The following is a 24,378-nucleotide window of genomic DNA, read 5'->3' as shown; positions in this document are numbered from 1 at the left end:
TGTGCGCGAGCGAGAGCCCAACAAATTTGGGATACAGTTCAGAGAGGCCTAGCTTTAACGGTAATTTTCTGGATCGATTGTAACGTCCACGTACATGGACTCTCGAAATTCGCCCCGGACAATATCGAAAGGACGGCGAACATTCGCCTTGCCTAAAATGAAATCCGTCTGCAACGGAGTATAATAGGTACAATCATCAAAGTAGTAGTGAGTGACCTGGCTATATCGGGTCTCACCCTTGTTGTGGTGCATGGACCCACCATGCAAGAGATTTGCGGCCCAAATCAGCGCAGTCCCCTTCTTGCAGGTCAGTAGTTCGCGCCGCCAGCCGAAGCTGGCGACCAGCCAAGCCCAATATTGCTCAAGTTCACAGTAAAGCTCATATGGGTGCTGCTGGGCTGAGGCCTTCATGCCAAGTTCAGCATAATCCACATATGAGTGATTCTGGGAGCCAGGATAATACTCGAGTGGTCCGTTGCTCTCGGTTATATCTTCAAGCGCAACCCAAACACCGCACATAAAATTTCGAGGAAAAGAGTTAAAATGCACCGCATCGCTATGGATATGTTGCTCGCTCCCGTGGCTGAAATTGAGAGTCTGGAAGGGGAATGCAACCCGTCCATATATCTTGGAGAGCAAGTCAAGCACCTTCTGGTTTGTAGCGATACGCTTAGCGGCGCTAGAGAGCCTGAAGCCATTTAACACCTTATTATGGGGAGGCTTGTATAGGCCCTCAAGGTCCGCAATTACCGCGGAAGCCAATTCATCCACCGTATCGTCCGGAAAATCCAATACGGCGTAACCATCACGCGCCAACGAGGTTGCTACCTCCGTTTCCAGCGGTGACCAGCCATTTTTGACGGCTATGGCTTCGACATCCCCCATCATAAAAAGCGGCATGTTACGATAAAAAATATCGTTTTTCATAAAACACTCTTCAGTATCCATAAATTACAAATAGCTAGCGCCTACCCCAAGGGCCACAGTCTGCATCGGCAGTACCTGCATAAAGTGCCGTCGGAATCACTACATTAAATCTGCTAAGTGCTTTTTCCCCCGCATGCAACCAAAATTAGAACAAGCTGCAACGGTTTGTCCCAAGGGTGTGGCGCGTGGCAAGAATTTTCGCCCTGTGGTTATTTATTCTTGAGTTGATGCAAGAGGATAGAGTTCCCGTCTGGGTCAAGGCACACCGCCATGCGGCATGCTGGGCTGTGGGTCATATCGCTCATGAACTCAACCCCGTTGGATTTGAGGTGCGCCAAGAGCGCGTCAAGGTCGTTCACTTCAAAGGCAATGGTGCCGCCCGCCGTGGCATGGGGTGTGTTCTCGGTGAAGTTCGCGATCGCGAAACAGCCGCCACCCGGCAGGTCATATTCGATCCACGCCATTTCCTTGCCGATCTTCTCGGTACCGTGGGTATCAAGGCCCAGAAGCCCTTCATAAAAGGCGCGGGCGCGCGGAACGTCGGTCACCGGGTACACGGTGAAGGCCACTTTTTCCAGCATGGCATATCCTCCCTTGATATATGTTGGGGGCATGCTGGCACATGTGGAGGTCAGGTCAATAATAACAATGGGTTAGTAATTGCGTGCGCTACCTTGCGGGTCGCGGTTTCCATTCCCTCAGGCTTCGCCCTTGCGTTCGCGTTTGCTTTGGTACATCAGCCGGTCGGCATTCTCAACGAGGGTCTCCACGCAACTGCCATCGTCAGGGAACACCGCAGCACCGATGGAAACACCAAGCGGCAGCTCCTGCCCCTCGAACCGGAAAGGCTGTTCAATGACCTCCGCGAGGCGGCTGGCGTGCCGCTCCGTACAGTCGCGCGCCTGCACATCATTCAGAATGACGCCGAACTCGTCGCCGCCCAGCCTTGCGGTCGTGTCTGACTGGCGGGAAACCTGTTTGATGCGCGTAGCGGTCTCGCGGATGGCGGCATCCCCTGCCCGGTGGCCGCAGGCGTCGTTGATGGGTTTGAGGCCGTCCAGATCAAGGATCAACACGCCAACCTTGCTCTCCCGCCGTTTGCTGAGCGCCACACCCTGCCGCAGCCGGTCATAAAACAGCGCACGGTTGGCAAGCCCGGTCAGCGCATCATGGGTCGCGCGGTGATAAAGGTCGTTGTTTTCAAGCCGGGCGGACTGCGACACACTGGCTGCAATCAGTTCGGCCATCAGGCCAAGCACCGTGGCATCGCGGCGTGCGAAGGCATCCACCTGTTCCGACATGACCTTGAGCACACCGACAGGCGAGCCCCGGTGCACCAGCGGCACGACGACCATGGAGCGCAGGCCCACCTTGCGGCAGGCATCACGGTCGACCCGGTTATCAGTCTCACTGTCAGTGCAGGTCAGTACCTCACCGGTCTCCACACTCATGCCGGACATGCTGGTCGCGCGGTCCAGACGGAGCCCAAGCTGATGCGACGCCATACCGGCAACAGCGCGGTAAACCATCTGGTCATCCTCGGCGAGTTCGAGCACCGCGCCACCCGCGCGGGTCATCGCCTGCGCCTGTTCGGTGACAAAGTCCATCACCGCGCTCAGGTCATAGCCCAGCGACGCAATTTCGGACTGCACCTTGATGATGCTCATCAATGTATCGGGATCCAGCGATTGCCCCATCGCACGATCAATCATGACGAACCGCCCCCAGTTCTCGAGAAACTCGTTAGCCTTCAAGGATAGCCGAGAGTGCAGCGATGCTCCATATAGAGCATAACGATAGTATTTTCGTGCTTGGGTGGTTTACGGGCGGGCTGGTTAGGAGCCTGAGGCGGCTTGGAAATAGCGATCCATGGCGCCGAGGATGGTTTTATTCCGCGCGTCAAAACGCGATGTGTCTATTATCAAGTCAACGTCGTCGCGCCATGCATCCAATACACTCCCCCATTCCTCCACTTTGCTCCAGATAGAGCGGGAGCTGCGGGTTGTTTTGTGCGGTTTACGATTTTTGAAGGTCACCAAAATGAAATGACCGCCCGTGTATTCCCTACCCCGGTATCTCGCAATCCCTGTCCATGGGTGAAATTCGTGATCCCAATGCAGACCATCAGCATCTAACATCAACTTCGAACGTTTCGCGTCACGAACAAGAATGGTGACACACACCCAACCCAAAAAAATTGCACCCGGCAACAGGATAAACGGGATGTTTCCTTTATCGGCAAACTCGCTCTCGCTGGCTAGAAAGCATATCAGCGAAAATACGCCGATTACCAAAGCCAACGCGAACGAACGCCATCGCGACACCTTAAACACTGTCATACCAGCCAATTCCCCAATCAAGCTGGCAAAATAGTAGGTTGGCACCGTACTCATGGCTACAAAAAAGGCGACCGAAGGGCCGCCTTTTTGACTGGTATCTGGTGTCGCTTACGCGGCCGCGGTCTCGCTCATGGCGAGGCGTTCTTCCTTGAGCGCTTCGGCGAGCTGGAAGGCAAGCTCGATCGACTGGCTTGCATTCAGGCGCGGGTCGCAGTGGGTGTGGTAGCGGCTTGAAAGCCCCTCTTCCGTGATCGCCACGGCGCCGCCGATGCACTCGGTCACATTCTGGCCTGTCAGTTCAAGGTGAATGCCGCCCGCGTAGGTGCCCTCGGCCCGGTGGCAGGCGAATACCTGTTTCACTTCCTTCAGCACCCGGTCGAACGGGCGGGTTTTAAGGCCGCTTGCGGACGTTTGTGTGTTGCCGTGCATCGGGTCGCACGACCATACCACCTTGCGGCCTTCAGCCTTGATGGCACGCAAGAGGCGCGGCAAGTGTTCTTCCACCTTGTCAGCACCAAAGCGGGTGATGAGCGTGAGGCGGCCAGCCTCGTTTTTGGGGTTCAGCTTGTCGATGAGCTTGAGGAGGCCGTCAACTTCCGTCGTCGGGCCAACCTTGGCGGCGACGGGGTTGCCGATGCCGCTCAGGAACTCAAGGTGCGCGCCGTCAAGCTGGCGGGTACGGTCGCCAACCCACAGGAGGTGGGCGGAGGTGTCGTACCAGTCACCAGACGTGCTGTCGACGCGGGTGAGCGACTGCTCGTAGCCCAGAAGCAGCGCTTCGTGGCTGGTGAAGAAATCCGTGCCTTGCAGTTGATGAACGCTGTCTGGGTCGATGCCACACGCCTGCATGAACGAAAGCGCTTCGCCGATACGGTCCGCCAGTTCCTGGTATTTCTCGCCCGCGCCGCTTTTGGCCACGAAATCGAGATTCCAGCGGTGCACGGACATCAGGTTGGCATAGCCACCCTGCGCAAAGGCACGCAACAGGTTCAGGGTCGCGGCGGACTGGCTGTAGGCCCTGAGCATACGCGCGGGGTCCGGGATACGGCTCGCCTCGTCAAAGTTGGGGCCGTTGATGATATCACCGCGGTAGCTTGGCAGCTCAACACCGTCCACCGTCTCGGTGTCCGAAGAACGGGGCTTGGCGAACTGGCCGGCGAGGCGACCAACCTTCACAACCGGGCACGATGCCGCAAACGTCAGCACCACAGCCATCTGCAGCAGCACACGGAAAGTGTCGCGGATGTTGTTGGGGTGAAACTCGGCAAAGCTTTCGGCGCAGTCACCACCCTGCAGCAGGAACGCGCGACCCTCGGCCACTTCCGCCAGCTGAGCTTTCAGGTTGCGGGCCTCGCCCGCAAAAACCAGTGGCGGATAGCTTGCAAGCTCATGCTCAACACGCGCAAGCGCGTCTTTGTCAGGATAGTCGGGGACCTGTACAATAGGCCGCGATTTCCAGCTGTCTGGCCGCCAGTCACTCATCACTTTACCTCAACATTTGCCCGTCTCATTTTGGGCTGTCACCACAAACGCGATCAAAAGTTTCAAAAGAAACTCTTTTCACGCACAATTCTTACCTTATAGACCACGACATTTTATTTCAATCAAGCGCTTTTGCGCCCGGAAACCCTCAGTCGTGGCGATTTGCCGCGTTATAGCAGGCAAGATTAACACTTGCGCACGCCCATTTCTAATCTATAGCTACAGGCACTCTATTTTAGCGCTGAAACAGTGTGGGTTTTGTGACGGCGTACCGGTGTGAATATGGGGTCTGGAAACAGCCAATTGAGGCGACCGAACATCGTGCGCACCATCCGCACAGGTTCCGCACATATCCCGCACACTTTCCGCACAGATTGTGCCCAAATCCCGCACAAATCATGCACAGCGTGCAAGGCGCGGCAGTCGCCGCTTTTGAGACGAGAAGTATAGCATATTATGGCCCGTTTTACAGTCAGCAAAATCCTTTTCGATCTGGACGGCACTCTTGTTGACAGCGCCTTCGACCTTCATGCCGCCACGAACCATGTGCTGACCCATGTGGGGCGGGAAACCGTGACGATAGAACAGGTTAGGCATATGGTCGGCTTCGGCGCCAAACGCCTGATCGAGCTCGGGCTTGAGGCCACCGGCGGTCGCGATGATTATGATGCCGCTGACTTGCTGCCGGTATTCCTCGACTATTACCGCGCCCATATTGCCGACGGCACCGTGGTGTTCAGTGGCGGTGTTGAAATGCTCAAAGCCTTGAAAGCAAAAGGCTTTTCGCTGGCGGTCTGCACCAACAAGCCCATTGCACTCACCCACCCGCTCTTGCAAGCGCTTGATATCGCTCAGTTTTTTGATGCGGTAACCGGCGGTGACAGCTTCGCGTTCAAGAAACCAGACCCCCGCCACCTGACGGCAACCGCAGCTCTCCTGCCCGGCGACGGCCCGTTCCTGATGGTCGGTGACAGCATCAATGACATCGCCGCCGCCCAAAGTGCCGGCGCGCCCTCAGTCGCTGTTGATTTTGGTTATACAGATATCCCACCGGCGGAGCTTGGCGCGGACGTGCTGATCAGTGCGCTTGACCAACTTCCTTCGCTTGTCGCTTACGCCTGAATGTCTTTATAATCAGATGCTTGGCTAGCATCCCTAAAGGCATGCGCAAATAGTGGCTGCGCAGGTACAACAGGAATCCGGCAAGCGGTTTTAGCGCCCCGCCCCGTACCCAAAGCCGGACGGTCTGCCTTAAGCTCCAGCTCATGCCCATGACCCCCATGGAGCGCAGAACGGCATGTGCTTTCGGCTCACCAAAATAATGGCTGACAGCCCACAAAGCCCCAGCCACGGGCCTCAACGCATTCACCTCCGCCGCGCGCGCCACAAGCCCCGCTTCCTCATCCGCGCTCAGGTCATCGAACAAATAATAAAGTTCCATGAAGCTGCGCGCTGGGGTCTCAAACGCGCCATCCGCAAAGATGTGAATGGCGGAGTGGATGAAACGGTCCGTGGCATCAAACGTACGCAAACTATTGTTTTCAATAGGTTTAGCGCGGGCAGCCATCAGCTCATGCCGGGGCTGCAGGCGTGCGGTGCGCGGTAAAAGCCGGTGGTGCACATCAATCAGGGTCCGGCGTTTTTTATGCCGCATGGGCGGCAACTCGTGCATCCACTGGCGGTAATAGTCCTGGTCATAATCGCTTGCGGTTGCCGCTTCGCCCTGCCAGCCCGCCTTCTTGAGAAGCGTCTCCACCTCAGCAAGCTCTTGTTCTTCCACCAGAATATCAATATCGCTGACCCTGCGCCCCTGCCCGGCCCTGAGGCCCAGCGCCATATATGCCGCGCCTTTGAGGAGGATCGGCTGCACGCCGCTGCCCAGAAGTGCGCGGCTGATGCGTTCGGCTTCAAACGTTAGCATGCGCTGGTCATGCGCGGTGCGGATGCGGGCATTCTCAAGGATATCCGCCAGTTTTCCGCTGGCCTCGCCCTTGTGTGCTGCCGCCACTTGCCCAAGGATATGCCCACGGCCAGCCCAGTATAGGAACGCTGACAGCGTTTTCCCGTCCTTCGGCAGCGGCCTGAGGCCCACAGCAATCTGCATGAATGCCTTCATCATGGCGCGGCCTCTGCGAACAATTCTTCCACCAGCGCAACGCTGTCTGCCGTATTGCCATAGCTGATCTCAAAGCACTTGAGACCCTGCATCATCGTCATGGTGCTATCGAACGCAGCGCCTGCAACGACCTGATAGTTGGGTGACCCGGCAATGAGGCGCATAGCGGCGTCCGCTGGCTCGACGGCTCTCTTCTCCGGCTTTTCATCCTTATCATATTTCGGGAAAATCAATAGCTTAGGGACAGTTTCTTCATGCATAAGATTAATATCTGATGCGCGCGCCCGGCGGTAGGCAATGGTGCCTTTTGGCGTGCCCTCAAGCACCGTGCTCATCGCGTCCTGCCCCGCCATTTGCCGCACCACATCCACCGACGCGTTCTTGAGCGATACCGGCCGTGGGTATGGCATCAGCGCATTCCTGTCCCGCCGCAGCACAGCAAACTCGTCCGATAACAGCCGGTAGCCCGCCTCCATCATCGCGGCTGTCAGGGTACTTTTGCCACCGCCCGAGTGGGCGGCAATCATCACCGCATTGCCATCCTTCGCCACAACGCCCGCGTGGAACATGATGAAACGGAAACACTGAAGCGCGGCAGACAGGTTCATGCCCATCTCAAGCGCAAGCGGCCCCATATGGTCCGGAAGCGGCAGCGTGGGGAAATGAAAGCCTGGGTCAGGCAGCACCTGCCGCCTGATGAAGCGCCGCAGCAGGTTGGGCGCTCCCACATTGAGGTAATAGTCCGCAAGCTCACCCCCACCAATGGAAACCGGGCAGTCGCTATAAATATCAAGGAAATAGTCAACGACTGAGCGGTTGCTGGTCTTGAGCGCGGTGACAAAGGGTCCGAGATGCAGGCGCATCTCACCGCTCTTGAGTGCCCGGACCGCCTCCCCGCGCGATAGAGTACCTAGCGCCGCGGTCATTCATCAGCTCCTTGTGGCAACACGAGCCCCGCATCGTCCAGTTCCTGAAATATGCGCTTCACAACGCCTGAGGGGCATTCTTCGCGGCTAAGCCCCATGAGGCCGGGAAAGTCTTCGACAAGCGCAGCGACCGTGCGCGGCGTTTCCATGAAATATTCGAGCATCGCCACAGACACCGCATTAAAAACATGAGTATCGCCCGAGCGCTTGCAGTAGAGGTAGGTTACCTCTCCCATTTCCTGGATAGAAAAATGGCTTCGGTCTGCAAACCAAAGCCACTCACGTTCATCTCTATCGGGCATAAGGGCCTTGCCGCCGCTTTTACACGGTCTCCAGATACATCAGGATCGAATGCAGGCAGGAAATACCGGGGAACCCGCCGTCGTTACCGTAATAATCCAGATATTTGGAGCCAAGTACAAGATAAAGACCTTCGGCACCGGAAATTTGCCAGTTACCGTTCTGGTTCATATAGTTCAGTGGCGTGATCGTGGTGTTGGCTGTGATCTGGTAATAGTTGTAGCCGCAATCGGTCCAGGGATTACCATTGCCGTTACCATTGCCGTCATCATCGTCCCAATCGTCGTCGTCCCAACCGCCGTTTCCGCCGTGGTTCCGATCGTTTCCGTTACCACCGTAGCTATGACCACGGTTACCGGGCTCGCCGCTTTGGCCGTCTTCTTCAAACCATGGCGTTTCACGCGGCGGATCAGCCGGGCAGCTGTCCTGATCATTGTTATCACCGGTCTCATCGTAGAGATCGTTACCCCATCCACAGTCATTGCCATTGCTGCTGCCCGAGTTGCTCGAGCAAGCATCGGGGATAAAGTCGTCTGGCGCTGTGCCTGACGGGAAGACAAAATCAGCATTATCCTTGAATGACTGAATGTCCGATGTCTTGAGTTTGCCGGCACCATTTTGCTGTATGGTGCTTTCGCCGACCCAAACACGGCCTTCATGGTCCACAAGGATGTTGACGGCGGAGGTGAGAATGAACTCACAATCAAGCGCGGAGTGAATGGTCTGGTTGGCCGACGCTTTGAGCGTCAGGATCATGGGCATACCAGCGGCACCCATTTTCAGAAGCTGCCGACGACGCTCCAGAAAGTCTTTGCCCTGCCTACTCTTGTCTTGCACTTGTTAAGGCCTCCAGTACCTAATTCAACGCGACCCCAGTGCCTATTATCAGGTTTGCGCCGTTAAATATAGCTTAACAACGCACCATAGGGATCGTCTAGAAACATTTTAGTGTAAATTTGACGAAATGAAAGGAAATGCTGGAAAAATGCACGGAAACAAATCTGTCACAAATTTGCAATGCTTGTAATTTAAAGGGTGTGGGTTGTTAATCCATGCTCGGCATGCTGTAAGAAAGCGGCCTTGCGATCACCCCGAGAAACTGGTCGGCACATGCGTGAACCTTTTAAAGAATATCAGGGCCTATTGAATGAGAGATCGACGGCGGCAGCTGTCATCTTCACCCTCGCCCTTATGTGGTCTGTCGGACAGGTTACTTTCATCGGCTCGCTTTTTGTAGGCGCGGTTGCCGGTGCGTTCCTGTTGCAGCTGGAGATCAAACGTCGCATGGAGCGGCTTGAGAACCGCCGCTCAGCGATCCGGGAGAAACGCAAGTCCAAGTCAGGTAGCTCGGTGCTTCTGGGCGCCAATGCGCTGGACCGCCTGCCCTCACCGCTCCTGCTTGTGGATGGTGACAAAAAGATCGCCTTTGCCAATGAATCCGCGCGCGAGCTTCTCGGCAGCGATATAGTTGGCAATGATGCCTTCCTCTATCTGCGCCAATCTAACTTTGTCGCCGCGCTCGATAACATCATCAGCGGCAAATATGGCGACTTTGGTGTTATTCGTTACACCACCAGCAAGGACCGCAGCTTCGATGTGACCGTTGCACCGGTGCTTGCCGGCAAAATGAACGACGGCGTTCGTGCGATCGTCTATTTTTATGAAGTTACAAGTTTGTTACGGACTGAGCGCATGCGGGCTGATTTTGTGGCAAATGCGAGCCACGAACTGCGGACACCACTGACGTCTGTTCTCGGGTTTATTGAAACATTACGCGGTCCCGCAGTCGGCGATATGGACGCACACGCCCGATTCCTCGGCATTATGCAGACGGAAGCCGAGCGCATGGTGCGCCTGATTGATGACCTGCTTTCGCTCTCGCGCATTGAGATGACACGCTATATGGCGCCAAATGCCACAGCGGATGTGAACAAGCTGGTGATGAGTGTCATCAACACCCTCAAGGCTGTCGCCGCCGAACGTGGCATTGAACTGAAATATGTTCAAACGGACGGCGTTCAGGACGTGGTGGCGGACAGTGACCAGATTACGCAGGTTCTGCTGAATCTGCTGACCAACGCCGCCAAATATGCCGACCCGAATACCACCGTGACCGTAACCGCGGAACTTGGCCGCACCGGCAAGCATGTGATTCTCTCGATTTCGGACGAAGGACCGGGCATCGCGCAGGAACACCTGGCGCGACTGACAGAACGCTTCTACCGCGTCGATACAGCACGGTCCCGCAAGATGGGCGGCACCGGCCTTGGCCTCGCAATTGTCAAGCATATCCTGCTTCGCCACAACAGCCCGCTCGACATCAAGAGCCAGCTGGGCACCGGCACGACCTTCAGCTTCAAGCTGCCAATTCCGCAAAAAAAATCGCAGGAAACCTAGTGTCATTTTCCTGTAACATAACGCGCGTAGGGCTACGCGTGCTGGCATAAAACCGCAACATTTCGCAGTTAGAGTTGCAGCCAGGGTAAATGGAAAGAATGCGTCACTTTCAAGTGGCCTGGAGACTATGTCATGAAAAAATTCGCCATCGCGGCTGCCGTTGCAGGTGCTGCACTTATCGCAACCTCGGGCGCTCAAGCCCAGTCGCGTGACCAGATCCGGATCGTTGGTTCCTCGACCGTCTTCCCCTTCTCCACAGCAGTGGCTGAAGAATTCGGTCGTTCGTCGAGCTTCAAGACCCCGATCGTCGAATCGACCGGTTCCGGCGGCGGCCTGAAACTCTTCTGCTCCGGCATCGGTACCAACCACCCAGACATCACCAATGCTTCGCGTCGTATCAAGAAATCCGAAGTCGAGCTTTGCGCGCAGAACGGCGTAACCGGCATCGTTGAAGTCAAGATCGGTTACGACGGCATCGTGCTCGCTGCTGACAAAAGCGCACCTGACATGCAGCTTACGCTCCGCGACCTCTACCTCGCGCTTGCAGCCAAAGTACCGGCACCGGGCACCGAAGGTGGCGCAGGCAACATGATCGACAACCCGAACAAGACCTGGGCTGACGTCAATCCTGAGCTGCCGAATCGCCCGATCATCGTTCTCGGCCCACCGCCGACCTCCGGCACACGCGACGCCTTCAACGAACTCGCGATCGAAGTTGGCTGTGAGACTTTCTCTGGCATGAAAGCCCTCGCGAAAAGCGACAAGAACCTGCACAAGGTACTGTGCCGTGGCCTTCGTGAAGACAGCGCTTTTGTTGAAGCTGGCGAGAACGACAACCTGATCGTTCAAAAGCTTCAAGCAAACCACGAAGCTGTTGGCGTGTTCGGTTTCAGCTTCCTTGACCAGAATGCTGATGCAATCAAGGCGTTCCCGGTAGCCGCTGAAGGTGGTGAGCCGATGGAGCCGACCTTCGAAGCCATCTCTGACGGTTCCTACCCGATCTCCCGTTCGCTTTACTTCTATGTGAAAAAAGCGCACATCGACGTGGTACCGGGTATCCGTGAATATCTCGCTGAGTTCACCAGCGACAAGGCCTGGGGCGACTTCGGTTACCTCGCTGACCGTGGCCTGATCCCGCTTGGTGAAGAAGAGCGCGTGAAATTCCACGACGACGCTACAAAGCTGAACAACCTGTCGCTCGACTAAGGTTGATCCTATAAAAGACGCGGGTGGGCTGCCGATTGCCCACCCGCTTCTTGCACAAATAGTATATGAGTAAGGGGCAAGGGGGCTTCCCCTCAACGACACTCCGGAAGGCAAATTGGGATGACGAGTGCCGCGATTTTTCTAACCTTGGTTCTCTTGGCGTTTATCGCCTTCGTGACAGTACGTCAGCGCTCGCTTGCGTCTGTCTCGGGGGATACGTCGAAGCTGCACAGCCTGCCGCGTCACTATGGCTATTATGCCGCGGTTTGTGCACTCATCCCTGGTCTTTTGATCTTCTTTGTCTGGGTGATTACCGGCAAGAATATCATCGAAGGCCTTGTCATCTCCGGGCTACCTGATGGCCTCAGCGCCCAGTATCAGGAACAGGCTTCGCTTGTGCTGAACCGTATCCGCCTCGCGGTTGAAAACCCGGCTTCGAGCGAAAAGCACCCTGATATCCTCGCCGCTGCCCAGCAGTTCCATGCGCTTTATGTGCGCGGCATCTGGGCCACCTTCGTGCTTGCGGTTGCAAGCGGTGTGGGCGGCCTTGTGTTCGCGAACTACAAGACCAACCCCGATTTCCGTGCCCGCAACTCGTTTGAGCGCGTACTGACGATCCTCCTGATCCTCAGCTCCGTGATCGCGATTATCACGACCGTGGGCATCGTCGCCTCCCTGCTGTTTGAGAGCCTTCGCTTCTTCCAGCAAGTATCGGTCGTCGACTTTGTCTTTGGCCTGCACTGGAGTCCGCAAACGGCCCTGCGCGCCGACCAGGTTGCCTCGGCTGGCGCATTCGGTGCGGTACCGCTTTTCACCGGCACCTTGCTGATCAGCCTTCTCGCCATGATGGTGGCGGGCCCGATCGGCCTTATGTCGGCCGTCTACCTTACGCAGTATGCCAGCGCCCGCACCCGCAAGATCGCGAAGCCGGTGCTTGAAGTGCTCGCTGGCGTGCCTACCGTGGTGTACGGCTTCTTTGCCGCCCTCACCGTGGCACCTTTCTTCCGCGACCTCGGTGAAGCGATCGGCGTTGAAATTGCGAGCGAAAGTGCGCTGGCTGCAGGTTTTGTCATGGGTATCATGATCATTCCGTTTGTGTCCTCGCTGTCTGATGACGCAATCACAGCAGTGCCAAAGTCACTCAAGGACGGCTCATTGGCGCTTGGTGCCACCCGGTCCGAGACAATCACCAACGTGATCCTGCCGGCGGCCCTGCCCGGCATTGTGGGTGCTTTCCTCCTCGCGATCAGCCGCGCAGTGGGTGAGACCATGATCGTGGTGATGGCCGCTGGCATGCAGCCGAACCTTACGGCCAACCCGTTTGAGGCTGTGACGACCGTAACCGTACAAATTGTTGCCCTACTCACCGGTGACCAGGAGTTCGACAGCGCCAAAACCCTTTCGGCCTTTGCACTTGGGCTTGCGCTCTTCCTTTCCACCATGGTGCTTAACGTTTTCGCGCTGCGCATCGTGCGCAAATACCGCGAAGTGTATGATTGATAAGGCAGGTTCCGATGTCCAATACCCGCGATTTTGAACCGACGGACTGGAAGTCGCCCGAAATGCAGGCGCGCACGCGCAAGCGCTATCGGCGTGACCGCACCTTCCGGGCCATGGGTTTCTCGGCTGTTATTCTTGCCGGCCTCTTCCTTGTGCTGCTCATTGGCCGCATCTTCCAGGACGGCGCCATGGGTTTCATGCAAACGAGCATCGACCTTGATGTGACCTTCAGCGAGGAACTGCTTGGTGACCCACGTGCGATGGATGCCGAAGCCTTCGAGGAACAAGTACGCCAGGCCAATATGTCCCGCCTGCTCGATGCTGCGCTCACCGCCCAGTTCCCGGAGGTGACAAGCCGCCGCGACCGCCGTGCGCTCATTCGCATCATCAGTGGTGGTGCGCGTGAACAGCTTCGCAACATGGTGCTGGAGACGCCTGCGATTGTGGGCACCACCAAAACCGTGCGCCTGCTGGCAGCGGACGATATTGACCAGCTGCGCAAAGGCAAGATTGACGCGAACGAGCCTGAGGCCAACCGCAAGGTGAAGGACCAGGAACTCGGCTGGTACAACAAGCTTGTGGAAGAAGACCGCGTATCGCTCAACTTCCATACCCGCTTCTTCACCAGTGGCGACAGCCGCGACCCTGAGCTTGCGGGTATCTGGGGTGCGACCGTAGGTTCTGCGATCACCCTGGTGGTGACGCTCTTGATCGCCTTCCCAGTCGGTGTGTTGACCGCGATCTATCTTGAAGAGTTTGCACCGCAAAACCGGCTGACAGACATCATCGAGATCAACATCAACAACCTCGCGGCTGTGCCGTCCATTGTGTTTGGTCTCTTGGGTCTTGCCGTGTTCCTTGGTGTCATGCACCTGCCGCGCTCGGCTCCGCTTGTCGGCGGTCTCACGCTGGCCTTGATGACGCTTCCGACGATCATTATCGCCGCGCGCGCCTCAATCAAGGCGGTCCCGCCCTCAATCCGTGATGCGGCGCGTGGCCTTGGTGCCTCACCGATGCAGGTGGTGTTCCACCATGTGGTACCGCTTGCTATGCCCGGTATCCTGACCGGCACCATCATCGGTATGGCGCAAGCGCTGGGTGAAACCGCGCCCCTGCTGATGATCGGCATGGTGGCCTTTATCGTTGATATTCCGGGCGGCTTCACCGATGCTGCTACCGCACTGCCGGTGCAGATTTTCCTCTGGGCCGACAGCCCGGAACGCGCCTTTGTCGAGAAAACGTCAGCGGCCATCATGGTCCTGTTGACCTTCCTCATCGCAATGAACGGGCTGGCCATCTGGCTACGTCAGAAATTTGAACGGCAGTGGTAAAATGCTTGATATGTCTACAAAAGTGGATCCCATGACTGAAATTCGCACGCCGAAGATGGCAGCCAAGGACGTGAACGTCTTTTACGGTGACAACCATGCCGTAAAAGGCATCTCGCTTGACCTCTACCGCGACGAAGTGACCGCGCTTATCGGCCCGTCGGGCTGTGGCAAGTCAACCTTCCTGCGCTGCCTTAACCGCATGAACGACACGGTCGCAACGTGCCGGGTTGAAGGCAATATCACGCTCGATGGCGACGATATCTACGACCCCAAGATCGACGTGGTGCAACTGCGCGCACGGGTGGGCATGGTGTTCCAGAAACCGAACCCCTTCCCCAAGTCGATCTATGACAATATCGCCTATGGCCCGCGCATTCACGGCCTTGCCCGTGAACGTGCCGACCTTGATGAGATTGTTGCGACCTCGCTTGAGAAAGCGGGTCTCTGGAACGAGGTGAAGGACCGCCTTGATAGCCCGGGCACCGCGCTTTCCGGCGGGCAGCAACAACGCCTCTGTATCGCGCGCGCCATCGCCGTAAACCCGGAAGTGATCCTGATGGATGAGCCCTGCTCCGCCCTCGACCCCATCGCGACCGCAAAGGTAGAAGCGCTCATTGATGAGCTCAAGGGCCGCTATGCTATCATCATCGTGACGCACAGCATGCAGCAGGCCGCCCGCATTTCCCAGAAAACGGCCTTCTTCCATATGGGTGACCTCGTGGAACACGGCGACACGACCCAGATTTTCACCGCGCCGAAAGAAGAACGCACGCGGGATTATATCACTGGCCGCTTTGGTTAGGACGATAAGACATGAACGACCATATTGTAAAAGCCTACGACAACGAGCTTAAAGACCTCCGCAGCATTGTAAGCCGCATGGGCGGCCTTGCCGAAGAGCAGCTCGTTGCCGCGATGAAAGCCCTCAAGGAACTTGATGCAGACGGCGCATGGCATGTGCGTTCGAGCGACCGTGCCCTCGACCAGCTTGAGCTCGAGGCCGAGCGTGCAGCGATTGTTGTGTTCGCGCGCCGCGCGCCGGTTGCGGATGACCTCCGTGAAGTGGTTGCCGCCCTCAAGATGACCGGCATCATCGAACGCATCGGCGACTACGCCAAAAACATTGCCAAGCGCACCCTGGCCGTGCATGAGGCCGCGCCTGTTGTCATGCCGCTTCTTCTCGAGCAGATGGCAGACGAAGCGCGCCGCATGATCCAGGATGTTATGGACGCCTATGTTCACCGCGATGCCGACAGTGCGATGGAGGTGTGGGAGCGCGATGAAGCGCTTGATAACCTTCATAACGCTGCCTACCGGCAAATTCTCGCGCGCATGATGGAAAATCCAAACCAGATCGGTGCGCTCACTCACTTCCTGATGATCGCGAAAAACCTGGAACGCATCGGCGACCAGGCCACAAATATCGCAGAACAGGTTTATTACACGATCACCGGCATCATGCTTGAAGACGCACGCCGGCCCAAACGGGACTTCACAAGCACTGAGCTTGTTGAAGAGTGATCAGGTTCCCACGACTGGAGGCAGTTAAGTGAAGACCCGTGTTTTACTGATTGAAGACGACGAAAGCATCACCGAACTGGTGCGCTACAACCTTGAACGCTCCGACTATTCGGTGGAAGCTGTCGCGGACGGCGAAGAAGGCCTTTACCGCGCCACGCAGGAAACGCCGGATATCATCCTCCTTGACTGGATGCTGCCGAACCTTTCCGGGCTTGAGATTTGCCGCCAACTGCGCCGCAACAACGAGACTGCCAATGTGCCGATCATCATGCTCACCGCCCGCGCGGACGAGCCTGACCGTATCCGTGGCCTTGAGACCGGCGCTGACGATTATATCGTGAAGCCCTTCTCGCCGAAGGAACTGATTGCCCGCATCCAAGCGGTTCTGCGCCGCGTGCGCCCTGCCCTTGCAGGACAACAGCTACGCTTTGAGGACATCACGCTGGATAACGTGTCCCACCGTGTAACACGCGGCGAGAAGCTCGTGCACCTCGGGCCGACCGAATACCGCCTGCTGCGCCACTTCATGGAAAACCCCGGCCGCGTTTTCTCGCGCGAGCAACTGCTCGATAGCGTTTGGGGCCATGACGTCTATGTGGAGCCGCGCACCGTGGACGTGCATATCCGCCGCCTGCGCAAAGCCATGAGCTTCGACGACACAACGGATTATATCCGCACCGTGCGGTCGGCCGGTTACGCGCTCGACAGCCGCGGCTAGGCGTTACGCGGCAGTCAGCTTGAGCTGATCAATGCTGCGATCAAGCATCAGAAGGGACCACAGCGTTGTCTGGTGGTCCCTTTTTTCGTTCATATGCTCGTCAATCATCTGCAAGAGCGCCTTGCGGCTGAAAAGGCCGGTGTCCAGAAGGCGCTCTGAAGACGCAAGCTTCTGCACTTCGCCCGCAAGCTCGTTGCGCAGCCAATCCGCAGCCGGGATATCGAAACCCTTTTTGGGCCGGTCGATAATGCTATCGGGCAGGAAACCACGCACGGCGTCCTTGAACACCGCCTTGCCCACGCCATCCCGGATACGGGTTTCGGGGTCGAGACGCAGGCCCCATTCGACAAACTTGTGGTCAAGGATCGGCACACGCACTTCAAGGCCGTGCGCCATGCTTGCCCGGTCAACCTTGGTCAGGATGTCACCGGGTAAATAAGTTTTGAAGTCAAGATACTGGATAACCGACAGCGGATGCGCGCCAGCCACTTCGCTTGCGAGTTTGCAGAAGCGTTCCTGCGGGTGATAACCCGCAAGGCGGCTGCGCATCTTCTGGCTATACATACGGTAGCGAGTACTGTCCGGGCTTTTGCTGACGGTCTGGAAATAGGCTTCCGCTGATGAGCGCGCGAGCGCCTCAAACGTTGATTTGGCGCGCAGGAAACGCGGCGCGCGGTCAAGCTTGGGGTAAACGGCCGCAAGGGCTGCAAACACCGGGCGCCTGATACCAAGCGGGATACGGCTCCTGAGCTGTTCCTCCAGCATATGGAAGCGGTGACGGCGGTAGCCTGCGAACAGTTCATCACCACCATCGCCCGAGAGTGCCACCTTCACCTTCTCACGCGCAAGCGCACACACGCGGTAGGTTGGCAGTGCAGATATATCGGCGAACGGTTCGTCATACACACCGGCCATAACGTCAAGCAGGCTGCCATCCCGTGCCGAGACAAGGCGCATACGGTGGTGGGTGCTGAAATGGTCCGACACCAGCTCCGCATGCCCGCTTTCATCGAACATGGGATCATCCGACCCGATGGAACAGGTCTCAATCGGCTCAGGGTTATTACGCGCCATCAGGCCGACAATGGTGCTGCTATCGAGGCCACCTGACAGGAACGCGCCCAAGGGCACATCAGCCACCATGCGCAGCTTGACCGCCTCCTCAAGCCGCTCCAACAGCTCTTCCGGATGTTCTTCACCCACGGCGGGAGTGACTACATCAAGCCGCCAGTAGGGCTGCTGCCGCTGCTGGCCGGTATTCTTGTTGACCGTTAGGGTATAGCCGGGTGAGAGCTGCTCTACCCCATCAAGGATGCATTTGGGGTCAGGCACGTAACCGAGCGCGAGGTAATCCTCAAGCGCGTCAAGGCGCATCTTGCGGCTGATGCCCGGATAGACCATCAAGGCCTTCAGCTCTGAGCCGAAGATGAAACTGCCGTCGCCAAGGTTCGCGAAATAGAGCGGCTTGATACCAAGGCGGTCTCGCGCGAGGAACAGTTCGCCTTTACGGGTATCCCAGATAGCGAAGGCAAACATGCCGCGCAGGCGCGTCACGCAGTCCTGCCCCCATTCGAGGTAGGACGCCAGCAGCACCTCGGTATCGCAATTGGTCTTGAAGCCGTGACCGAGGCTTTCAAGTTCGCGCCTGAGCTGCTGGAAATTATAGATTTCACCGTTGTAGACGATCACCACGCGCTCGTCGGGGCTGTACATGGGCTGATGCCCGCCTGCGACATCGATGATTGACAGGCGGCGATGCCCAAGCCCCACACCTGCGCCGACAAAAAAGCCATCGGCATCGGGGCCACGGTGCGCAATGGCATCCGTCATCTGGCGCAATACGGATTGGTCAACACTACCACCGCTTGTGACCATTAACCCCGCTATTCCGCACATACAGTTTCACCCTTCGCTGCCGTCAGTTCGCTCCATAGAAAACGTTCTGGCGGGAAAGTCGACAGAAATTTTCGCAAGGATGCCCGGGAGCTCTCAATCTCTTCATTCATGTCACTGACAAGTACCAAGGCCGCTGCGACAGGACTTTCTCCAGACAAGCGTGCCAGTCCGAGCTTCATCTTTGCGTCCCGGCCACTGTCCGCAAAAGTTCCGCCAACATAGTGGGTGCGCCAAAGTAGTGCACGCTCTTCACCTCGCCAGATGATCATCTCTTCAAAATGAATACCGTCCACTTCCTGGTCAGAAACGACGGCTCCGGAAAGTACAAACCAGCCTTCACCGAGGCCACGGTATATAGGCTGCACGACACGGTGGTTTTGCCGGTCAGGGGCAAACAGGCCAGCCACGACACTGAAACGTTCGGCGCCATGTCTGTACATAAAGCTTTTGTCCGCATCGGCTCCTTCAAAGCCATAGGCAAGCTGTGCATGTGTAGAAGGGAGAAGTCGGTAACCGCACCCCTCACATAGCGGTGCGGCTTCTTCTTCTACTGAACATTGCTGCTGTTTTGGCAGCGGTGCATGCATCCAAATGGCAGCAAGCGCGGGCAGAATGATAAGGCTGTGCCAAATACGAGCGGAAGCGACCGGCGGCTGAGGCTCAGGCCGCACCGGCAATTCGTCATGTTTGTCCGAAAAGCGGTAAGCGATAGCGATGAGGATAAAAAGCACGATGCTGAGAAACACCCAGCCGTAAACAACATGGTCGATGCTTTTGGCAAAATCCTGATCCGTCGCCTCCGCGATCAGAAGCGTGGTATAAACGCGAATTATGTTGGCAAAAACAGGCACCAAAACAGATGCCAGAAGCATGGCCGCCCGGCGCCACCAGCTTTCGAACGCCAGATAACACAGCAAAATACCGGTAACCGCACTCGTGAACAGGAACTTTAACCCGGCACAAGCTTCTGCAATTTCATACAGCCCGTTCGAGAGCTGGATAAGCTCGCCATCTGCTTGGAAGCTGACCCCTGTCGCCGAGAGTAGAGAAACTACCATCTCCGCCGTGATCCGCTGCAACGGTATGACAAGCCCGCCCCCAAAGGGAATAACAAGAAACAAAAATGCGAGCGGGAAAAAGTTTCGCTTCGTTGCCTGCCAGCCAAAACAGGCAAGAAACACTGCCTGAACCCCCAATAACAATGCAAGATGCTGCACAATGGCAGCTTCCATCGCACGGCCCATCATCCAAAGGACCGTTATGGGGACAAGCGCCGCAGCGCCCCACACGGAGGGCGCGCCCATACGCTGGTCATCTTCAAAATTACGCCAGACCAGCCATGCTGATGCAAATGGCACAATAAGGGCATGTGAATAGGTATCCACGTTCCACACAACATCAAACAGGTGTTGAACTGTCGGCCACCAAGCCACAATCAGAACGGCAGCCATCAGACAAAACAGGCCGCTACGTTTTTGAACTTCTGTCACACCTGCCCCCTATGGCCTTGAACTGCAACAAGTATCTCGTCCAACCGCTTCAGGCACGTCGGCCAGCTATGTTCGCGCTCGATAAAGGCACGCGCCGCACTCCCCATCGTGTTCCGCGCGCCTTCATGCTGCATAAGATGCAGAATTGTCTCGGCGAAGGCACGCGGGTCTGATTGAACGGCAAGGTCAGTACCAACTGCAGCTGGAATACCCTCCTGCGCGGCCGGTGTCGCCACCACGGGCTTTGCCATGGCCATGCCCTCCAACACTTTATTTTGGATCCCCCGCGCTGTCTGTAAGGGCGCAACCACAACACTGGCTTTGGCAATTTCCGCCGCCATATCATCCACATAGCCAAGCACCGACACACTGCTTGGCTGCGCCAACGCATCCACTTCCGCTGTACGTGGGCCACCGGCAATGACAAACTCAGCCATCGGCGCTTTGGCTTTCACGAGCGGCCAAACATGCCGCACAAACCAGATTGCGGCTTCCGCATTGGGCGCATAATCCATCGCGCCCGTGAAAATCACTTTCTGGGTGATAGCCAGCGCGGCATCATATTTCGCGGGGTCAAAGCGCTTCAGGTCGACACCGTTGCAGACTGCGTGCACGCTGGCCGCCACATCTGAAGTGACGCCCGCGCGGAACAGCTCGGCCTCCGCTTCACTTACAAACAGCGTGGCGGCGGAACTGGCAGCTACCATACGCTCATATGCTGCGAGCAATTTGCCTTCCCTCTGATAGAGCCAACTGAGGGGCCAGCGTGCGCTCATCCCGTAGGACGCCCATTTTGCGCTATCCACGTCGACAAAGTCGGTCACGACCGGACACGGCGGTGCGCCACGTTTGAAAACCAGTGGTGCGACAGCGGCGGAGAAAAGAACAATTGCGTCCAGGTCCCCATGCGCCATTAGTTCATTGCAGTAGCGACCAAGTTTTCCCATAGGATACGCCGCCAAGGTAAGCGGCTGCCCTGTCAGCAGGCCTAACGGTGCCCGCATCTTCTGTTGTCGTTTTGCGACAAACTCAAAGGCCATGCTTTTAACTATGGAGCCGAGAAAAACGGTATGCTGAAGGTCGCGCGGATCATCGACATAATAACCCAGATGCACCTCGTGCTGTGCACTGAGATGCTCAAGCATATGCCACGAGCGTATCTTGTCCCCCTTGTTGGGCGGATAGGGAATTCGATGCGCGAGGAACAGGATACGGGCCATGACTTTATCCCAGATGCCGGGCAAGCATGGGGCCGAGCAGGTTTGCCACTCCGAGCGGTAGCCTCTTCCAGACCTTTACCATCAACGCAAATTTGGCGTTCTGCGGCGAAAGGTCGGGCATAGCTGCACCGTTGGCCAAGCGGAACTCATATTCAAGCGGCGTCGGCTCAAAGCCCCAGTTCTTCTTGAAAGAATATGGCCCGCTGCCAACCTTGCTACGGCCGAAATCAAACGCCTTTATGCCGCGCTCCCGCGCCCAGAGCATCAATTGATAATACATATAATCATGGGCGCCATATGCGCGGGCATCTACAGTGCCACCGGCATAATAGGGCAGCACCGTCTTACCGTCATGAAAGCTGAAAAGGCTGGCAACAGCTTTGCCGTCCGGCGCATATATGACCTGAAGCACGTGGTTTTCCGGGAATGCTTCTGCAAGCGCCTTGAACAGCGAAAACGGGAACACCGGCGTGCCAAGACTGTGCACACTGCGGGCGTAGAGGTCGTAGACCAACCGCAAGGATGGCGACCAGTCACAGCGCAGGTCCCGCTCAAGCGTCTTGCGCACCACGGCACGCTGCTTACGCGGGATCGACAACAACACCTCGTCCCCCGTGCCTGTGGGAATATCGCGAATGAAGGTGGCGGCTTTTGCACCACCAGAGTGCCAGCCGGCTTGACCGCTATGCGCAGGCGCGACCGTCCGACATTCGAGCACACCAATACCGTTCTCGGTAGCGACGCTCCACGCGGCATCATCAAGCGCGGCTTGCGCTTCGGCGTCCGAGACCAGACTGCCGCCATAGACACAGAACATGTTCGATATCAGTGCCTTGCCGAACAGAGTGCTTTTCCTCAGCGTCAGTGGCATTACACCGCGAATGCCCGATGCGTCCTCAGCAACAAGGTAGGGTGCGCGGTGCCCTGCCCCGTCTTCAACTGCAGGCTTCCAGCCTGCACGGTGACAAAAGGTGCCATTCGGGTGCGCAGCCACATAGGCGTCCCACGCGTCCATGCGGTCAGGTGCAAGTTCTGAAACAGTGAGAGCCGTCATCTAGGCCTCAAGGCCAGCGTAGGCCGGCTTTACGATACAATCATGAAGTGGTGCCCACTGGCTGGTGCCGCATAGTGCAGACAGTTTGCCGGGCAAAGCTTTTTGGCCAGTGTAATGCCTGAAGCGGGAAAGCCACGGTGCTTCGCCTATATAGGGCTGGCCTGGGTCGATCTCCCACGGGTGCATATAAAAAATCGCTGGCACGCCGGATTGTTCCCGGCCTTTCTGGAACAGATATTTGCCCAGCATGTAGGGCAGCAGCCGAAAATAACCGCCGCCTGAGGCGGGTAGCGCGCGACCAAACAGGTTACACACCGTCATTGGCACCTCAAGGATGCGCCCCTCGCCCACCGGCCAGAACGGTTTGCGCGGCGCGTCCGGCATACCGTAATGATCGGTCTTGAGCGGATACAGGCTGGACGAGTAGGAAAAACCCGCCTCTGCCAGCACATCATATGCCCACCATATATCGGCTGTCAGTGAAAAGCTTGGTGCGCGGTAGCCCCGTACGCTTGCGCCAGATGCATCCTCGATCAGTGCCTTCGCACGGTGCACATCCTGCCGGAATTCGTCTTTGGTGAAGCGGAAAATGCGCTCATGCGCCATGCCATGGCAGGCAAGTTCATGTCCTTGTTTGTGGATCGCGGATATCAGGAGCGGATGGCGCTCAGCCACCCAACCAAGGCAAAAGAAGGTGCCCTTTACCTTGGCGTCATCGAGAAGGGCGAGAATGGCATGGCATTGATGCTCGACACGGCTTTCAAGGCCGCTCCAGTCACCGCGACCCAAGGTGTTCTCAAACGCACCAACCTGATACCATTCCTCAACGTCGACGGAAAAGACATTGACGTCAGGAAACGACGTTGCCGCCGAGACGGGCCGCGCATTGGAGAGCAGATGGGCGCCGTTACTTGTCATCCTTGGCGCCGCCGCCTGCGAGATTTGCCATGAGATCGGTTAGCCGCCTCAAGGTTTCATCCTGATTTTTCATCATGGACTCAAGCTGATTGAGCCTGTTCTCCATTGCGGAGACATCTTTACCGCGCTGCTGTGCATCAAGCGGCAAGGTGGCGTCATTCTGCCGGTTCACTGGTGCGGGCCGTGGCGGTAGCGCGGACGATGTCGCGGTCACCTGCCGTGTGTCGCTGGCCATATCGGAGACAACCGCCTCGATGGTTTCCCCGTCAATGGTGTGTATTTCTTCAAGTGAACCATACAGCAGCACCCGCGAACACAGTGTATTCAGGCGGCGCGGCACGCCGGCGCTGTGACGGTAAATGGCCTCAACTGCATCAGCCGTGAAACAGGGATCATTGTCCCAGCCCACAAGGCTCAGGCGGTGTTCGATATAGCCTGCAAGCTCTTCCTCTTCCATAGGCTCAAGGTGATGCGTCGCGATCACACGCTGGCGCAGCTGCTCAAGCTCAGGTGCCGAGAAAATGCGCTCGCGAAACTCGGGCTGACCCACGAGGAAACTTTGGATCAGCGCCTTGTCACCTTCCTGAAAGTTCGAGAGCATGCGCATCTCTTCAAGCGCGGCGTTCGACAGGTTCTGGGCCTCATCGACGACAAGAAGGGCACGGCGACCCATGCGGAACTGTTCACGCAGGAATTTCTCAAGCCGCGCCAGAAGCTGGCCCTTGTCGTCGGCTTGCGCATCAAGGCCAAAAGCGGCGACAACGCTGCGCAGAAGGTCTTCTGCACTCAGCTGCGTGCTCACGATCATGGCGGCGATATATTCGTTGCGGTCAAGCGTCTCAAACAGGTGACGCACAAGTGTCGTTTTACCAGTTCCCACGTCCCCGGTAATGATGATGAAACCTTCCCCTTGGTTCATCCCGTACGTCAGGTAGGCCATCGCCTTTTTATGCGTCCGCGAGCTGAAATAAAAGCGCGGGTCAGGCGTGAGCTGGAACGGCCGTCCTTGTAAATTGTAAAAACTTTCGTACATGCTG

At 57.1% G+C, this 24,378-nt stretch carries 23 protein-coding genes; 8 read left to right on the top strand and 15 right to left on the bottom strand.

What is annotated here, in order from left to right:
• Positions 1-54: 54 nt before the first annotated feature.
• The 5 genes from B150_RS19835 to B150_RS0105035 all read right to left on the bottom strand — a co-directional run bounded on the left by B150_RS19835 (position 55) and on the right by B150_RS0105035 (position 4,748).
• Entirely contained in the window at positions 55-927 is an 873-nt protein-coding gene (locus B150_RS19835; protein ID WP_020398809.1) for a phytanoyl-CoA dioxygenase family protein, read from the bottom strand.
• Positions 928-1,136: 209 nt separating this feature from the next.
• Positions 1,137-1,508, bottom strand: a complete 372-nt coding sequence (locus tag B150_RS0105050; RefSeq protein ID WP_020398808.1) for a VOC family protein — start codon at positions 1,506-1,508, stop codon at positions 1,137-1,139.
• Between the two features lie 117 nt (positions 1,509-1,625).
• A complete protein-coding gene (locus B150_RS0105045; RefSeq protein ID WP_020398807.1) occupies positions 1,626-2,639 on the bottom strand; it encodes a sensor domain-containing diguanylate cyclase in 1,014 nt (337 codons plus the stop codon).
• Positions 2,640-2,762: 123 nt separating this feature from the next.
• Positions 2,763-3,266, bottom strand: a complete 504-nt coding sequence (locus B150_RS0105040) for a hypothetical protein (RefSeq protein WP_155859949.1) — start codon at positions 3,264-3,266, stop codon at positions 2,763-2,765.
• Positions 3,267-3,374: 108 nt separating this feature from the next.
• Positions 3,375-4,748 carry a class II 3-deoxy-7-phosphoheptulonate synthase gene (locus B150_RS0105035; protein WP_020398805.1) on the bottom strand — a complete coding sequence of 458 codons (1,374 nt, stop codon included), beginning with the start codon at positions 4,746-4,748 and terminating at the stop codon, positions 3,375-3,377.
• A 456-nt stretch (positions 4,749-5,204) separates the two neighbouring features.
• On the opposite strand from B150_RS0105035, the gene gph reads away from it, so the two are divergent.
• Positions 5,205-5,870 (top strand): phosphoglycolate phosphatase, encoded by a 666-nt coding sequence (gph, locus tag B150_RS0105030; RefSeq protein ID WP_020398804.1) that lies wholly within the window; start codon positions 5,205-5,207, stop codon positions 5,868-5,870.
• Here the strand turns inward: gph and B150_RS22170 are convergent.
• From B150_RS22170 to B150_RS0105010, 4 genes are read right to left on the bottom strand one after another with little or no spacing between them, the layout of a single operon-like run.
• Positions 5,827-6,867 (bottom strand): nucleotidyltransferase domain-containing protein, encoded by a 1,041-nt coding sequence (locus tag B150_RS22170; protein WP_020398803.1) that lies wholly within the window; start codon positions 6,865-6,867, stop codon positions 5,827-5,829. The genes gph and B150_RS22170 overlap by 44 nt on opposite strands.
• Positions 6,864-7,790 (bottom strand): HprK-related kinase A, encoded by a 927-nt coding sequence (locus tag B150_RS19825; RefSeq protein ID WP_020398802.1) that lies wholly within the window; start codon positions 7,788-7,790, stop codon positions 6,864-6,866. The genes B150_RS22170 and B150_RS19825 overlap by 4 nt, the downstream gene beginning before the upstream one ends.
• Positions 7,787-8,092: a hypothetical protein gene (locus B150_RS0105015; RefSeq protein WP_155859948.1), complete on the bottom strand. Its 306-nt coding sequence runs from the start codon at positions 8,090-8,092 to the stop codon at positions 7,787-7,789. The genes B150_RS19825 and B150_RS0105015 overlap by 4 nt, the downstream gene beginning before the upstream one ends.
• A gap of 19 nt (positions 8,093-8,111) precedes the next feature.
• Complete coding sequence (locus tag B150_RS0105010) at positions 8,112-8,927, bottom strand: hypothetical protein (protein ID WP_155859947.1); 816 nt, start codon at positions 8,925-8,927, stop codon at positions 8,112-8,114.
• Between the two features lie 273 nt (positions 8,928-9,200).
• On the opposite strand from B150_RS0105010, the gene B150_RS19820 reads away from it, so the two are divergent.
• The 7 genes from B150_RS19820 to phoB all read left to right on the top strand — a co-directional run bounded on the left by B150_RS19820 (position 9,201) and on the right by phoB (position 16,763).
• Positions 9,201-10,487 (top strand): sensor histidine kinase, encoded by a 1,287-nt coding sequence (locus B150_RS19820; RefSeq protein ID WP_020398799.1) that lies wholly within the window; start codon positions 9,201-9,203, stop codon positions 10,485-10,487.
• Between the two features lie 132 nt (positions 10,488-10,619).
• Positions 10,620-11,693: a substrate-binding domain-containing protein gene (locus B150_RS0105000; protein ID WP_020398798.1), complete on the top strand. Its 1,074-nt coding sequence runs from the start codon at positions 10,620-10,622 to the stop codon at positions 11,691-11,693.
• A gap of 120 nt (positions 11,694-11,813) precedes the next feature.
• Positions 11,814-13,193 carry a phosphate ABC transporter permease subunit PstC gene (gene pstC / locus B150_RS0104995; protein ID WP_020398797.1) on the top strand — a complete coding sequence of 460 codons (1,380 nt, stop codon included), beginning with the start codon at positions 11,814-11,816 and terminating at the stop codon, positions 13,191-13,193.
• Between the two features lie 14 nt (positions 13,194-13,207).
• Positions 13,208-14,524 carry a phosphate ABC transporter permease PstA gene (gene pstA / locus B150_RS0104990; RefSeq protein ID WP_020398796.1) on the top strand — a complete coding sequence of 439 codons (1,317 nt, stop codon included), beginning with the start codon at positions 13,208-13,210 and terminating at the stop codon, positions 14,522-14,524.
• A gap of 31 nt (positions 14,525-14,555) precedes the next feature.
• Positions 14,556-15,326, top strand: coding sequence for a phosphate ABC transporter ATP-binding protein PstB (pstB, locus tag B150_RS0104985; protein ID WP_202899325.1), 771 nt, complete (start codon positions 14,556-14,558; stop codon positions 15,324-15,326).
• Positions 15,327-15,337: 11 nt separating this feature from the next.
• Positions 15,338-16,045, top strand: a complete 708-nt coding sequence (phoU, locus tag B150_RS0104980; RefSeq protein WP_020398794.1) for a phosphate signaling complex protein PhoU — start codon at positions 15,338-15,340, stop codon at positions 16,043-16,045.
• A gap of 28 nt (positions 16,046-16,073) precedes the next feature.
• Positions 16,074-16,763 (top strand): phosphate regulon transcriptional regulator PhoB, encoded by a 690-nt coding sequence (gene phoB, locus B150_RS0104975; RefSeq protein ID WP_020398793.1) that lies wholly within the window; start codon positions 16,074-16,076, stop codon positions 16,761-16,763.
• A 3-nt stretch (positions 16,764-16,766) separates the two neighbouring features.
• Here phoB and B150_RS0104970 read toward each other — a convergent pair whose 3' ends face one another.
• Genes B150_RS0104970 through B150_RS0104945 form a run of 6 tightly spaced genes read right to left on the bottom strand, consistent with a single transcriptional unit; the run spans position 16,767 to position 24,374 of the window.
• Positions 16,767-18,659, bottom strand: a complete 1,893-nt coding sequence (locus tag B150_RS0104970) for an XrtA/PEP-CTERM system amidotransferase (RefSeq protein ID WP_026168210.1) — start codon at positions 18,657-18,659, stop codon at positions 16,767-16,769.
• Positions 18,647-20,149, bottom strand: a complete 1,503-nt coding sequence (gene xrtA, locus B150_RS0104965; protein WP_020398791.1) for an exosortase A — start codon at positions 20,147-20,149, stop codon at positions 18,647-18,649. Before xrtA ends, B150_RS0104970 begins: the two co-directional genes overlap by 13 nt.
• Positions 20,146-21,369 (bottom strand): TIGR03087 family PEP-CTERM/XrtA system glycosyltransferase, encoded by a 1,224-nt coding sequence (locus tag B150_RS0104960; protein WP_025896112.1) that lies wholly within the window; start codon positions 21,367-21,369, stop codon positions 20,146-20,148. The genes xrtA and B150_RS0104960 overlap by 4 nt, the downstream gene beginning before the upstream one ends.
• 4 nt (positions 21,370-21,373) lie before the next feature.
• Complete coding sequence (locus B150_RS0104955; protein ID WP_020398789.1) at positions 21,374-22,423, bottom strand: FemAB family XrtA/PEP-CTERM system-associated protein; 1,050 nt, start codon at positions 22,421-22,423, stop codon at positions 21,374-21,376.
• Entirely contained in the window at positions 22,424-23,341 is a 918-nt protein-coding gene (locus tag B150_RS0104950; RefSeq protein ID WP_020398788.1) for an XrtA system polysaccharide deacetylase, read from the bottom strand.
• Complete coding sequence (locus B150_RS0104945) at positions 23,331-24,374, bottom strand: XrtA/PEP-CTERM system-associated ATPase (protein WP_020398787.1); 1,044 nt, start codon at positions 24,372-24,374, stop codon at positions 23,331-23,333. The genes B150_RS0104950 and B150_RS0104945 overlap by 11 nt, the downstream gene beginning before the upstream one ends.
• Positions 24,375-24,378: the final 4 nt, after the last annotated feature.

The sequence above is a fragment of the Kordiimonas gwangyangensis DSM 19435 = JCM 12864 genome (assembly GCF_000375545.1).
Classification (GTDB): domain Bacteria; phylum Pseudomonadota; class Alphaproteobacteria; order Sphingomonadales; family Kordiimonadaceae; genus Kordiimonas; species Kordiimonas gwangyangensis.
This window is presented reverse-complemented; position numbering and strand designations above follow the sequence as displayed.